This is a genomic window from Gordonia sp. NPDC003950 (assembly GCF_053605205.1).
The window spans coordinates 82709-96300 of sequence record NZ_JBSGIT010000021.1 but is presented as its reverse complement, the minus strand read 5'-3'; the positions used below and the strand labels follow the sequence as shown (position 1 = coordinate 96300).

The 13592-nt window shown below is 67.6% G+C and carries 14 protein-coding genes; 8 read left to right on the top strand and 6 right to left on the bottom strand.

Going from position 1 to position 13592, the window contains the following annotated elements:
* Window positions 1-353: 353 nt before the first annotated feature.
* Window positions 354-530, bottom strand: coding sequence for a hypothetical protein (locus ACWETB_RS18120; protein ID WP_452212720.1), 177 nt, complete (start codon window positions 528-530; stop codon window positions 354-356).
* Between the two features lie 212 nt (window positions 531-742).
* The gene (locus ACWETB_RS18115; RefSeq protein WP_452212718.1) at window positions 743-2035 is read right to left on the bottom strand and encodes a glycosyltransferase; all 1293 of its coding nucleotides are present in this window, start codon (window positions 2033-2035) and stop codon (window positions 743-745) included.
* Window positions 2036-2195: 160 nt separating this feature from the next.
* Between ACWETB_RS18115 and ACWETB_RS18110 the strand changes: the two genes are divergently transcribed.
* Entirely contained in the window at window positions 2196-2639 is a 444-nt protein-coding gene (locus ACWETB_RS18110) for an Ltp family lipoprotein (RefSeq protein ID WP_449741904.1), read from the top strand.
* Between the two features lie 187 nt (window positions 2640-2826).
* On the opposite strand, the gene ACWETB_RS18105 is transcribed toward ACWETB_RS18110, so the two are convergent.
* Together ACWETB_RS18105 and ACWETB_RS18100 are read right to left on the bottom strand one after the other, a co-directional pair.
* Window positions 2827-3462, bottom strand: coding sequence for a hypothetical protein (locus ACWETB_RS18105; RefSeq protein ID WP_449741800.1), 636 nt, complete (start codon window positions 3460-3462; stop codon window positions 2827-2829).
* A 141-nt stretch (window positions 3463-3603) separates the two neighbouring features.
* Window positions 3604-3774 (bottom strand): hypothetical protein, encoded by a 171-nt coding sequence (locus ACWETB_RS18100; protein ID WP_452212716.1) that lies wholly within the window; start codon window positions 3772-3774, stop codon window positions 3604-3606.
* Between the two features lie 127 nt (window positions 3775-3901).
* Here ACWETB_RS18100 and macS point away from each other — a divergent pair, with 127 nt between their 5' ends.
* The 3 genes from macS to ACWETB_RS18085 all read left to right on the top strand — a co-directional run bounded on the left by macS (window position 3902) and on the right by ACWETB_RS18085 (window position 8029).
* Window positions 3902-5143 (top strand): MacS family sensor histidine kinase, encoded by a 1242-nt coding sequence (macS, locus tag ACWETB_RS18095; protein ID WP_452212714.1) that lies wholly within the window; start codon window positions 3902-3904, stop codon window positions 5141-5143.
* A complete protein-coding gene (locus ACWETB_RS18090) occupies window positions 5140-5799 on the top strand; it encodes a response regulator (RefSeq protein WP_452212712.1) in 660 nt (219 codons plus the stop codon). Before macS ends, ACWETB_RS18090 begins: the two co-directional genes overlap by 4 nt.
* A gap of 76 nt (window positions 5800-5875) precedes the next feature.
* Complete coding sequence (locus ACWETB_RS18085) at window positions 5876-8029, top strand: DUF2339 domain-containing protein (RefSeq protein ID WP_452212710.1); 2154 nt, start codon at window positions 5876-5878, stop codon at window positions 8027-8029.
* A 93-nt stretch (window positions 8030-8122) separates the two neighbouring features.
* Here the strand turns inward: ACWETB_RS18085 and ACWETB_RS18080 are convergent, their stop codons facing one another.
* Entirely contained in the window at window positions 8123-8632 is a 510-nt protein-coding gene (locus tag ACWETB_RS18080; protein WP_348806445.1) for an alpha/beta fold hydrolase, read from the bottom strand.
* Window positions 8633-8799: 167 nt separating this feature from the next.
* Between ACWETB_RS18080 and ACWETB_RS18075 the strand changes: the two genes are divergently transcribed.
* From ACWETB_RS18075 to ACWETB_RS18060, 4 genes are all read left to right on the top strand, one after another.
* Window positions 8800-9207 carry a YciI family protein gene (locus tag ACWETB_RS18075; RefSeq protein WP_348806444.1) on the top strand — a complete coding sequence of 136 codons (408 nt, stop codon included), beginning with the start codon at window positions 8800-8802 and terminating at the stop codon, window positions 9205-9207.
* The gene (locus tag ACWETB_RS18070) at window positions 9204-10394 is read left to right on the top strand and encodes an RNA polymerase sigma factor (protein WP_452212707.1); all 1191 of its coding nucleotides are present in this window, start codon (window positions 9204-9206) and stop codon (window positions 10392-10394) included. Before ACWETB_RS18075 ends, ACWETB_RS18070 begins: the two co-directional genes overlap by 4 nt.
* A gap of 103 nt (window positions 10395-10497) precedes the next feature.
* Window positions 10498-11394 carry a sulfite exporter TauE/SafE family protein gene (locus ACWETB_RS18065; RefSeq protein ID WP_452212705.1) on the top strand — a complete coding sequence of 299 codons (897 nt, stop codon included), beginning with the start codon at window positions 10498-10500 and terminating at the stop codon, window positions 11392-11394.
* Between the two features lie 20 nt (window positions 11395-11414).
* Window positions 11415-12089 (top strand): FadR/GntR family transcriptional regulator, encoded by a 675-nt coding sequence (locus ACWETB_RS18060; RefSeq protein ID WP_452212703.1) that lies wholly within the window; start codon window positions 11415-11417, stop codon window positions 12087-12089.
* A 45-nt stretch (window positions 12090-12134) separates the two neighbouring features.
* Here ACWETB_RS18060 and ACWETB_RS18055 read toward each other — a convergent pair whose 3' ends face one another.
* Complete coding sequence (locus ACWETB_RS18055; protein ID WP_452212701.1) at window positions 12135-13577, bottom strand: DHA2 family efflux MFS transporter permease subunit; 1443 nt, start codon at window positions 13575-13577, stop codon at window positions 12135-12137.
* Window positions 13578-13592: the final 15 nt, after the last annotated feature.

Here is a 13592-nt window from a genome sequence, read left to right as displayed (position 1 = left end):
CCCCACACTCTGACTGCGACCACCGACAAGCGTGAGACGTCAACGATGTCCCGACGACACGACGTCAAGCATGTCCCGAGCCCTTACACGTCACATCCGGGAACATCGCCACGACACCGGCCGGCGTTCGATCGCCCTTGTTCAGCCGGTCGGACGGTTCGACCATTCACAAGCCGCAGTTCACGTCGCGTAGCGGTCTCCTAGCAACCCGCCGCTTCAGCACTGCAACCTCGAACTATGACGCGCCGGCCGGGGAGCAGTGCTGGCCTGAGGATTCTGACAAGTTAGTGAGAACCCACAGGTGACAAGATCATGAGAAACCCCAGTTCGCGACTGACAAAGAGGATGAGATCCTACAACAGGGCAGGCCCACAGGGCAGGCCCTTGAGATCCGCGCCGTTGCGCGTCACAAGCGTCACCCGTTCGCGACGGCCACCCGCGGCAATCATCCTGTCGAGGACGTGGGCTCTGGCCTTACCGCCGGCGGCGACGGCCTGCCGGACGACGCGACCGTAGACGACGGCAGCCACATCGCCATACGGCACACCTTCCCGAAAATGGGTGATCAGGTCCTCAGGAGGTCATGCCGCGCAATTCTCGACTCGCCGTCGACCGTGTAGGTATGACGTAGGTATGGCGACTCCTCGTTGTTCGACACCACGACGATGTCGCACAAGGACACCCGGAGCGAGACGCGCTAAGACACATCGTCACCCACCCGGCACCCACCCGGGCGGCGCAATCACGCCCTGTTCATACCGATGAGCCGGTCGACGACCTCGGCACATTTCTGAAGTCCGGCGCTGTCGGCCATTGCGGTCGCCATGCGCTCGGCAGCCTGCGCATAGGACGAGTCATCGAGCACCCGGCGCACCGCCTCGCGCACTGCAGCGGCAGAGGGCATCTCGGACTTCAGCCGTCGGCCGACTCCCGACCAGGCGATCCGCGCACCCACCTCGGGCTTGTCCTCCAGGCCACCACTGGTCACGACCGGGACGCCGTACCGCAGCGCGTACTGAACGCCGCCGTAGCCGCCGTTGGTGACGAAGACGTCAATCTTCGGGAGCAGATCGTCGTACGGAAGATATTCGGCGGCAAAGGTATTGGCGGGAAGCTCAGGAAGTGTGTCGACGCTTCGACCGCCGGTGGAGACGACGATGTGGACGTCGTCGTCGGCGAATGCCTCCAGGGTCGGGGTGATGATCTGACGGTAATCCCGGTTGGCGAAGGTACCCTGCGTGACGTGGATGACCGGCCGCGAACCGTCGAGCCGCGACCACCAGTCGGGTAACGGGGCCCGCGAACCGGTCGCCGAGACCGGTCCGACGAAATGCAAGTGGCGGGGCGCATCGCTCATGGGGTACTCGAACCCGGGCACGGTGAACTGGAGGATGGCATCGGCGTGCCGTGGCCAGTCAAGAACGGGGAATCCCAAAGGCGCGCCATGGATGTCGCGATGGATCCCGTCGGCGACCCGTTGGGCCTCACCCAACACGAGGCGCCGCGCCACCCGGTGAAGCGCCGCATTGCGGAGCCGCCCGACGGGCCCCGACATCGGCATCAACGCCATCCCGCTGGGCGCCGTGTCGCGGCTGCTGATGAACAGCGGGGTCACACCGCACGCGATGACCGGTGGGCGTTCGGCGGCATCCGCGCCCAACAGGTATGCACCTCCGGCGAAGGCTCCGTCGGTCAGGACCGCGTCGGCCGGTGCCTGGTCGAAGATAATCTGAAGGGCTTGGAACTGTGATTTCGCCGGTCGGATGAACGTGTGCTCGATATCGAAGGCGATCGCCCGGATCCCGCTGAGTTCGCGACGTTCGGGGAACACGATGTCCCAGTCCTGCCGGTCGTCGAAGTCCGCCTCCGGTGGTAACGGCACATGCTGCGCACCAACGGCGCTCACCTTCTCGGCGAAGCGAGAGCCGGTCAGAAAGCGGACGCGATCCCCCCGCTCCACCAGGTGACGCGCAACGTTGAGCAGCGGCGTCACGTGGCCGTGCAGCGGAACGGTGCCGATGACGATGTCGGACATTTGGGGGGGATCCTTCCGAGCGGTGTTGCACCCAGCGTCGTCGCTGACGTGGCCGGTGTCGCGAGTAGCGGGCTACTCGGTTGCGCATGCCCGACGCGGTGTCCTCCTCACGACCGATACTCCTTGTCGTAGAGACCACGTAACGTCCCCGTCCGTGAAGATGAAAACATCGCGTGCCGCCGCATTGCTCGTCGCCCTTGCCGCTCCGTTCGCCATCGGCGTCGCCACCACTGCCCACGCATCCGCACAGCCCGTTGCCAATTCGGCCATTACCGAATCGGTGTCCAGCCCGCAGGATCAGTACGTGCCCGCGTCCACCGTGAGCCGGCAGAATGCCGTGGAGTCGGCGGAGGCCTACTTGAGCATCAGCGCGTTCTCGCGCCAGGGGCTCATCGAGCAACTCGAGTACGAGGGCTTCTCCAACGCCGACGCGGGATACGCCGTCGATCACATCACTGTCGATTGGAACGAACAGGCCGCAAAGTCCGCGAAGAGTTACCTGGAGATCAGTTCGTTCTCACGCCAGGGCCTTATCGAGCAGCTCGAGTACGAGGGCTTCACCCCCGCACAGGCGCGGTACGGCGTGACCGCCGTGGGACTCTGACGAAAGTCGAGTCGGGACCACCGGTCGCATGTGGGAAGCAGTGAACACGCCAATCTTTGCGAAGGACCTCCCACTGCTCAACGGCGACAGCATTTTTGCCGTAGCTCCGCAACTGCGAAGCCTACGTATGACATGACGACCGGGTCGTCATGTCATACGTAGACCGTTGGCGAAGGATGTGCGCGCCTCACTCAAAACATGCGGCCGGACCCTGCCGCCAGCCGGCCGCGAAGGCCAAAGCCTGCTGCTCCGCCGTGCCATGGGCGTCGCCGGGCGCATCGGAATACCGGAACAGCTCGACGACCTCCTCGAGATCACCATCCTCGACGACGATCACCCCGTCGCGCGCGAGATCGCCGAGCGCCCCGCCGGCCAGGCACTCGGCCTGCAACTCCTGCGGCTCCTCGACCAAGGACGACGGCACCTGCGCAAGAATCGCATGTCCCCACTCGTGGGCGACCACGTCGTAGACAATGACGTCTCCGATCGAGTCCGCCAAATCCAAGTAATCCGAACCGAATTGAACCGAGTGATCACGCGGGCAATAGATCGCATTCATCTCCGGCATCGGACCACACGCGGTCGCATCGCCCGGGTCGATGACGCCGCGAACTGTCGGCGGCTCGTAGTTGATCCCGAACAGCTCGGGCGCCCGCTCGGCCCAGTAGTCACCGACGACCTCGACGGCGACGCGGTAGTCCTCGGCGACCGATTCCGACGCACCGGATTCGGCAGCTGCGGTCGCGGTGCCGAAGTCGACGGAGAATGCGGCGGCAGTGATCACCGTCGCCGCGGTGATCACCGAGGTGAGAAATGGTCGCATGTCGGTTGTCCCTTTCGCGTGGCGTCCGCCGCTCCTGGCGTGGCGCTCTGGTGGTGTTGCCCTATAAGAGGGGCGGGACACCCATTAGGTTCCATCGAAGTGCGCGGGTCATTCACACGGTCGAATGCCACGGCAGCTGACTCAACCGGGAATGGGCGCTGTCAGCGCGAAGGCGAGCGCCGTCAACGCGAAGGCAAGCGCTGTCGGTGAGAGGGCGAGCGCCGTCAACGCGAAGGCAAGCGCTGTCGGTGAGAGGGCGAGCGCCGTCAACGCGAAGGCAAGCGCCGTCAATGTGAGGGCGGGCGCCGTCATTCCAGAAAGTGACGCAACGGCCGCACGCGCGGCACCATGCGCGATGATGGAACCCCTCGTCGTCGACTGCCGGAGCACGCATGCGCCTCACCCGTCTCGGCCGCCCGTCCCGCGGAGCGATCTGACGATGCCGTCGTCCCGATCGGTTCCCGTCACCCCGACCGACGTCGACCGTCTCTTCCCGTCGCGGTTGCGCAGCCTCGACGACAACGATCCGGTCGGACCGCTGTGGCGGGCCGCGCAGATCTTCCGGCTCGCGTCGTTCTGTTACGCCCTCGGGTTCCAGATCGCCATCAACAATGACCTCGTGCGACCCGGCCTGACCTGGGTGCTCTTCGCGTTGATGGCCGTCGCCAACGTGTGGTGGTCGATCGGATACGTCGCCGGTTTCGGACGCAACTGGTGGTTCGTCGGCAGCGAGATCGCGGTGTCGGTGGTGATGATCCTGTCGACCTCCTACGTCGCCGACGCGGCCTGGGTGGCCGGCAACCAACCCTGGCCCACCACCCTGTGGATGACCAACTGCGTGCTGTCGGCGGCGTTGCTCGGCGGGTCGCTGTACGGGATGGCCACCGGAGCGGCCATCGGCGCGAGCACCTTCGTCGTCAAGAACTACATCGTGTGGAATTTCGGTCGCAACGCGACGTTCCTGTTGCTCATCATGACGGGCATGGCCCTCGGGCTGGCCGCGACGCGTGCGCGCGTCACCCACGCCCGGCTCAGCGCTGCAATCCGTTCGGCGGCCGAGGCATCCGAACGTGAACGACTCGCCCGCGAGGTCCACGACGGGGTGTTGCAGGTACTGGCTCTGGTGGCTCGTCGAGGTTCGGAAATCGGTGGTGAGACAGCCGAGCTCGCGACGCTGGCCGCCGAACAGGAACAGCGTCTGCGACGGCTGATCGCCGCGCAACCGGCGGGACCGGCCGACGATCCGCCCGCCGGTGCGCAGGATCTCGCCGCAGCACTGCGGGCCCTCGGCAGCGACGCGGTGTCGGTCAGCACCCCACCCGACGCCGTCGCGCTACCCGCCGAGGCGGCTGCCGAGATACTCGCCGCGGTCGGCAACATCCTGCACAATGCGACTCTGCACGCCGGCCCCGACGCCCACAGCTATGTACTGCTCGAAGATCTCGACGACGAGGTGATCGTCAGCGTCCGCGACACGGGCGTCGGAATTGCGCCGGGACGTCTCGAACAGGCGCGTGCGGAGGGCAGGATGGGAATCGACCGCTCGATCATCGGCCGGATCGACGCTCTCGGGGGCCACGCGCGGTTGCACACGGCCCCCGGCGCGGGGACCGAATGGGAGTTGACGATCCCGCGGGATCCGGCCGGGCACCGAGGAACGACGGAGGAGACAACCCGATGACCGCGACCGGTGATGCCACGATCCGGGTGATGGTGGTCGACGACCACCCGATGTGGCGCGAGGGCGTCGCCCGCGACCTCACCGATGAGGGCTTCGAGGTCGTCGCCACCGCCGACGGCGTCCGCGCGGCCACCGCACGCGCCGCAGCCGTCCAACCCGACGTGGTGCTGATGGACATGCAGATGCCCGACGGGACCGGTGCGGCGGCCACCGCCGAGGTGCTCGCGGCCTGCCCCAATGCCCACGTCCTCATCCTGTCGGCGTCGGATGAGCGCGACGACGTCCTCGAGGCCGTGAAGGCCGGCGCCACCGGCTATCTGGTGAAGAGTGCGCAACGCTCCGAACTGGTCGCCGCGGTCCGCGCCACGGCCGCCGGGCAGACCGTGTTCACGCCCGGGCTGGCGGGTCTGGTCCTCGGTGAGTACCGACGGATCTCCCGTGATCCCGGACCCGACACCCCCGTCCTCACCGACCGCGAGACACAGGTATTGCGGGAGGTCGCCAAGGGTCTCTCGTCCCGGCAGATCGCGACACGCCTGTCGATCAGTCCACGCACGGTCGAGAACCACGTCGGCGCCGCGCTGCGCAAACTCCAGCTGGCCAATCGGGTCGAGTTGACGCGCTACGCCATCGAACACGGACTCGACCGCGACTGAGACACGGCCCACTACCGAGGGCCACTGGGTAGATGTACGCATGATCGCCGGCCCAGTCTGATCGAGGCTTGCAGGCATGTCTCCCACCGCCCCCGACGGCTCCCCCGCGAGCCTGCTCCACCGCATCCACGGTGAGGTCGCCGACCTCACGCGACGCATGTCGATCGTCTCCGGCGACGTCGCCACCCTCGAATCGCTCCTCGCCGAATCCGCGCCCGGATCTGCCCCCGAATCCGCACCCGCAACGCCGTCGCCGACCCCCGCTGCAGAACAACCGCCGGTCCCGCCACAGCAGCCAAGCGCACCGACCCCGCCGCCGACACCCGCAGCACCGTTCGTCGCGGCACCGTTCGTCGCGGCACCGTTCGTCGCACCACCGATCGTCGCGGCACCATTCGTTTCGGCACCATTCGTTTCAGCACCATTCGTTTCAGCACCATTCGTTTCAGCATCCCGGGCACCGTTCGTCGCGCCGCCCGCCGGTCCGCCGCCGTTCCCACCGGCCGGCGTCCGCCCCTATCCCGTCGGTCTTCCGCCGGCGCCGCGCCCGTACACGCCCCCGCCACCGCGACCGTCGATGTCCGAGCGAATCGCCGCCGCCACCGAACGTGGCCTGGTCGGGACGGTCCTGGCCATCGCGGGCGTGGCCGTCACGCTGACCGGTGTGGTGTTCCTGCTGGTACTCGCCGCGCAGGCGGGACTGTTGCGCCCGGAGATCCGCGTCGCCGGTGGTGCTCTGCTCGCGGCGATCCTGTTCGGTGCGGGTCTGCTTCTCGGTCGACGCGACGGCAAGCGCAGCGCCGCCGGAGCGGTGATCGCCACCGGCGTCACCACGGCGCTGTTCGACGTCCTCGCCGCGACCGCCATCTATCACTGGTTCCCCGGCTATGTCGCGGTGATCCTCGCGGCCGCCATCGCCGCCGGCGGACTGGCCGTCGCCCATGTGTGGAACAGTCAGGCACTGGGCCTGATGGTCGGTGTCGCGTTGATCGTGTTCGCGCCCTTCCTGTCCGGTGGACCGAACACCCTGCTCGTCGGGTTCCTGCTCGCGTACGCTGCCGCCACCATGTGGATTCAGTTGCGGCGCAACTGGACCGCGCTGTATGCGGTCAACACCGTCGCCGTCACCCTGCCGCTGATCGCGATGGCGATCGCGGCCCCGGCCGGTAACGGTGCCCTGTTCGTGGTCGCGGCGTTGGTCAATGTGCTTCTCGCCCTGGGCTCGTCGATCGTGTTGATGCGGTGGTCCACCCGCACCCTGCTGCTGGCGTTGTTCTCGGTGGTGCCGCTGCTGCCCCTGCCGGGAGCCAACGGGATTGCCGGCGCCCTCGTCGCCACCGTCGCCTTGTCGGCCGTCACCGTGCTGCTGGCTTCCCTCGCGGTGGGAGGCGGGCAGCTTCATGCGTCGATCACCGTCGCGTGCCGGACCGTGTGGCTGACCGCAGCGGCGGTCACCGCCCTCGCCGCGGTGGGGTCGAGCCTCCATGGCACCGGCGTGATCGTCGGGATCGCCGGGCTGGGTCTGGTCGTCGCGGTCGCGAGTTGCTTCGGCGAATCGCTGGACGCCCCGATCGCCCTGACGTTGCGCCTCATCGGCTCGCTGTTCACCGGCGCCGCAGTCCTGGCCACCCTGCCGTCGGGTGCCCTGCAGATGCTGTTCGTGTCGTCGATCGGGATCGCGGATCAGGCGATGCTGCTGGCCGCGGCGGTCCTGTCGCTCGTCGCCGTGGGTGTGCTCGTCTGGTCGTGGTCGCAGGGCCGTGCGGCCACCGACCCGCAGATCTTCGCCATTCTCGGTGGCCTGATCGCGCTGTTCCTGGTCACCGAGATCTGTGTCTTCCTCGGGGGTCTGATCAGCGGTGGGAGCACCGGCGGTATCCGCGGTGGACATGCCGCGGCGACCATCGTGTGGGTGCTGGCCGCGGCGGCCGGTCTGCTGTGGGCGCGGCGCCTGCACGGCAACGCTCGCGGGATGACGATCACGGTGAGCCTGGCCGTCATCGCCGCCGCGATCGCCAAGTTGTTCCTGTTCGACCTCGCCGCCCTCGACGGCGTGTTCCGGGTCATCGCGTTCATCGTCGTCGGGCTGCTGTTGCTGTCGCTGGGTGCGGCGTACGCACAGTCGCTGGGTTCGCCGGACAACCGCGGTGTCGGGCCGCAAACGCATGGGCCGCAGATGCACGGGCCCCAGGCGCAGACGCCTCAGCCGCGATCGCCGCAGACCTGGTGATGCGGATGCGGTGACGTCGGCTGACGGGCCGGTTCGGAGGATTCCTCCGAACCGGCCCGTCGTTGTGCGGGTCAGCGCTTGTGCGTGTGGGGGTCAGCCGATGATCGTCGCGAGCCGCTGCGCGAGACCGTCGAACTGATGCCCACCCGTGGTGTGGCGGTGCACGGTCGCCGACGGAAGCCGCGCGGCGTTCAGAGTCAGATGCCCGAACTCCACCACCTCGTCGTCGGCGCAGTGATGCAGCGCGAGTTCGACGTCGGGTTCGGGGCCGTCGAAGGCGTACTCGGGGACATCCCATCCGACGGGCTCGAAGTTCGGCATCGCCAGCAACGTGGCGCGCCGCACCGGCACGGAGGTGGCGGTCTCGGCCAGGACCTGGAGCAGCACCGATGCCCCGAACGAGTGGGCGACGAGGACGTCGTCGGGGCCGAGTCGGTGCAGGTGGGTGCGGATCGGGGATGCCCACGCGGCCGGTGACATGTCCTCGTCGGGGAGCAGCGGGTAGGTCAGGTCGGCGTCGAGCAGGCTCGCCAGCCCGTCGGCCAGGGATCGGTCGTCGTCGCCACCCCCGGCCCCGTGGATGAACAACAATCGCCTCGTCATCAGCGGCTCCTCTCTATGGTGAGTACAGACCCGGCCCGGCGACGAAACTCATCGCTGCCGGCGGATCGGGCGAAAAGATTCTCCTGAGACATGTCGAATTCCGTGTGGTGGCTCCGTCTCCTCAGTGAATGCGGAACACATGTCCGCGTCGGACGAAAGGCAGGCCGATGGCCAAGTATCTGATGCTCAAGCACTACCGCGGCGGAAAGACCCCGGTCAACGACGTTCCGACCGATCAGTGGACTCCCGCCGAGTGGGAGGCGCACATCCAGTACATGCAGGATTTCGCCGAGAAACTCGAGTCGTCCGGCGAGTTCGTCTCCGCCGACGCGGTGTCGATGGACGGCGTGTGGGTGCGTTCCGACGGTGAGGGCCGACCGCCGGTCACCGACGGCCCGTTCGCCGAGACCAAGGATCTGATCGCTGGCTGGATGATCATCGACGTCGATTCCTATGACCGCGCCCTGGAACTGGCCGGCGAGTTGTCGGCGGCTCCGGGCGCCGGTGGGCGTCCGCTCGGCGAATGGCTCGAGTTGCGGCCGGTGATGTCCGCGCCACCGACCATCACCGAATGACCACCGGCGACCGCGGGGATCTGGATGCGTCGGCGATCAGTGCCCGGATTCCCGCGGTCATCGGCGCCCTGGTCGGACGCGGGGCCGACTTCGCCTCGGCGGAGGATGCAGCGCAGGTCGCGCTCGTCCGCGCCTGGGAGACGTGGCCGCAGCGGCCGCCGCAAAACCCGACGGCCTGGCTCGTCACCACCGCGTGGCGGACCTTTCTCGATCAGGTACGCGCCGACGGATCCCGTGCTGCGCGTGAGCAACTCATCGCCACAGAGCCGGCGCCCGGCGACTTGTCGGACACCGACGACACGCTGTGGTTGTACTTTTTGTGTGCCCACCCGCGGTTGACGCCGTCGTCGGCGATCGCGTTGACGCTGCGCGCGGTCGCGGGTTTGACGACCCGACAGATCGCCGAGGCATACATGGTGCCGGAATCGACCATGGCACAACGGATCAGCCGCGCCAAGCAACGCATCGCGGGTGTCCGCCTCGACGAGCCGGGCGATGTGGCGACGGTGCTTCACGTGCTGTACCTGTTGTTCAACGAGGGGTATTCGGGCGAGATCGACCTCGCCGCCGAGGCGATCCGGGTGACCCGCACGCTCGCAGCGCTGCTCGACGATCCGGAGACCGACGGGTTGCTCGCGCTGATGCTCTTGCATCACGCGCGCCGGTCTGCGCGGATCGGGGTTGGCGGACAACTCATTCCGCTCGCCGAGCAGGACCGGTCGGCGTGGGACACCGCGCTCATCGCCGAGGGCGTGGCGATCCTGCAGGCTGCGCTGGCCCGCGATCGGCTCGGCGAGTACCAGGCCCAAGCGGCGATCGCCGCCTTGCACGCGGATGCCCGGCGTGTGGAGGAGACCGATTGGGTGCAGATCGTCCAGTGGTACGACGAACTCGTTGCGTTGACCGATTCTCCTGTTGTGCAACTGAATCGGGCCGTCGCGGTCGGAGAGTCCGACGGTCCGGCCGCCGGACTCGCCGCACTCGGCGAGGTCGACCCGACGGTACCGCGGTTTGTCGCCGCGTCCGCGCACCTACACCTCAATGCCGGCGACTACGCGACGGCTGCACTGGAATTCGCTGAGGCGGCACGTCAGGCGACAACCAGCGCCGAGCGCGATCATCTGACCCGGCAGGCCACGCGCGCCACCACACTCAACACCGGAGATGATCGCCCGCCGGTCCGCTGAGGACCTGTGCCTGTCACCCTGCTGAGCGGCCCAACATCTTCACCACTTGTCAGACAAGTGCTACTCTGCGTGCACACTGCTGGTTCACACAAGGAGACCCGATATGACGTCCCGCCATCCGTCCGATCACCGCACCGCCGACCGGCCCGGACTGGGCGTAGCGCTGGGTATCGGCGCGACCGGCGGCATCATCGGCGGACTACTCGGCGGCGGTAGCGGCGTCTTCTATGTCCCCGCCCTCGAGAAGGTGACCTCCTTGTCGCGGCCGAGCCTGCACGGCACGGCCGGCGCCGCCAACATCGCCGTCACCGGAGTGGGCGCGGCGACCTTCGCCCTCGTCGGTGGCTCCATCGATTTGCACGCCGGCACCGGAATGGTCATCGGCGGAACGCTCGGCGCACTCCTCGGCGTGCCACTGATCCTGAAGATTCCCCACCTGATGCTGCGGTGGCTGTTCATCGCAATTCTGCTGGCCACCGGCGTCAAACTGATCCTGGACGCCACTGGAGCCGACCCCCTCCGGGAATCGGCCGTGGTGCCCGCCGAATGGGTTGCCTCATGGTGGTTCACGCTTCCGGTTTCGCTGATCCTCGGGTTCGTCATCGGGGCCTGGGCCGCCGGCATGGGACTGGGTGGTGGTCTACTCGCCGTACCCGCACTGATGCTGCTGTTCGGCACCGACCTCCCGACCGCGGAAGGCACCTCGCTGCTGATGTTCTTCCCGAACGCCATCGTCGGGACCATCGCCCACGCCCGCCAGGGCACGGCCGATCTGCGGCTCGGTACCACACTCAACATCGGCGCGCTGCCGGGCGCCGTCGTCGGGGTCCTACTGGCCCTGGCACTCGACATCAAGGTCCTCAGCGTGGTGTTCGCCCTCTTCGCCCTCGCAATCGCCGTCCGAGAGATGTACCGCGTCTGGCGTGAGGTGAGCGCTGCGGCGCAGCCCACGGCAGCCCGGCCTGACTATCATCGTCAGCGATCGTCGTCACACGACTAGGGATGCGGGAAACGGGAGAAATGGAAGCACTCACGCGGGTGCCGCTGTCGGAGCGGGCGGCCCGGGCATTGCTCGACGACATCCGCGACGGACGTTGGGCGATCGGTGAACAGCTTCCCGGTGAAGTGGCACTCGCGAGCGAACTCTCGGTGGGCCGCTCGACGATCCGTGAGGCGATCCGCCGGTTGGCTGCCCGCGGCGTGCTGGTCACCAAACAAGGTGTCGGCGTATTCCTCGCCGCCGCCGAACCGGCCGAGCCATGGGATCAGCTCGCGCAGATCGCCGAGATCGGCGACGTCTTGCAGGTCCGCGTCGCTATCGAGTCGCGGGCTGCCGCACTGGCAGCCCTCGCCCACGACGGCGAGGATGCGACCGCGATTCGGGAGGCCCTCAATGCCCGCAACGATGTCGCCGACTCCGGGCCCGAAGCACTTGCGGCGGCCGACATCCGACTGCACCGGCGAATGGTTCAGGCGTCGCACAGCCCGCTGTTGATCGCGCTGTTCGACAGTCTGCGACCGCGCCTGATCACCGCCATGACCGACATGCTCACGTTGATGGACCTCGACGATCACGACGCCTCAGATCACGAGAATTTGGTGGCAGCCGTCTTGGGCCGTGACCCGGAAACTGCCGAACACCTTACTCGCATACACCTTTTGGGACTCGCCGATCAGCTCGGAAAGCGGGACTGAGGGCGGACCTTCGAGACTACTCGACCGTTGGGATCGGCGAGGAGGTCAGCCGGGACGTCGGGTGGCCGGATCCTGGCAGGCGCTGTTGACCGCGGGCATCACCTGGGGACGAAACCCTGCTCCGGACGAGATGGTGAGCGCCGAGACGAGTCCACCCACCGCGCACATGGCGGCCGCGATCAGCATGGCGACGCCGAATCCGCTGCCCAACGGTTCACCGGGTCCGGCCGTGCTCCCGACGACGGCAGGAAGAGCCGCCACCGCCAGCAGGCCCGCGATGCGGGCCACGGCGTTGTTGACGCCCGACGCGGTACCGGCGCGCGCATCATCAACCGCACCCAGCGCCGCGGCGGTCAACGGGGCCACGGTGACCGTCATACCGATCCCGAAGACCACCACCGCGGGAAAGGCCGACGTCAGATAGCTTTGTCCGGGAACGACTCTGGCCATCAAGCCCAACCCTACGGCGGCGATCACGGGACCGATCGTCATCGGCACCCGTGGGCCGGTGCGCTGGGCGATGGCGCCCGAGACGGGCGACCCGAACAGCATGATGACGGTGCTCGGGAACATCGCGGCCCCGGCCTCGAGGGCCGAGTATCCCATGCTCTGCTGCAGCTGCAGCGCCAGCAGGAACAGCGCCCCACCGAGGGCCGCGTACACCAGCAGGGTGGTGAGGTTGGCCCCGGAGAACTGGCGGGATCGGAACAACTCGAGCGGCAACAACGGTGTGCGCACCCGGTTTTCGCCGATGAGGAATCCGCCGAGACAGAGGGTTCCGATCGCGGCGGCGACGATCGTACCGGCCCCCCAACCGCGGGCCGGGCCCTCGATCAGGGCATAGATCACCCCAGCCAGTCCGATGGTCATCGTCAGCGCACCCGCGAGATCCAACCGACCGGTCGCCGATTCGTCGCGGGATTCCGGGATATGTTTCAGCGCAATCAGTATCGCGCCGCCGGCGAGCGGAACACTGAGCAGGAAGACCCAGCGCCACGACGCCGCATCGACCAACCAACCTCCGACGAACGGACCCAATGCGCTTGTTGCGCCGGACATTCCGGCCCAGATACCGACCGCCCGGCCACGGTCGTCGGGGTCGATGCCGGCGTTGATCAGAGCCAGGCTGCCCGGCACCACTGCGGCCGCGGCGATTCCCTGGACGAGCCTGGCAGCCACCAGCCAGCCGATGGTCGGGGCGCAACCGCATCCGATCGATGCCAGGGCGAATAGCACCAGTCCACCGACGAACACACGACGTCGACCATACCGATCCCCCGCGACCCCGCCGATCAGCAGAAGGGCGCCGAGGGTCAGCAGGTACCCGTCGAGTACCCACTGCTGACCCTGCAGTCCGGTGTCGAGGTCCCGCGAGATTGCCGGCAGGGCAACGTTGACGACGGTGCCGTCGAGAAATGCCACACCCGATCCGAGCACGGACGCGGCGAGCAGCCAACGTCCTCGCGCGCTCGAGATCGGGGTGGTCATGTGGGGGGTGCGCTC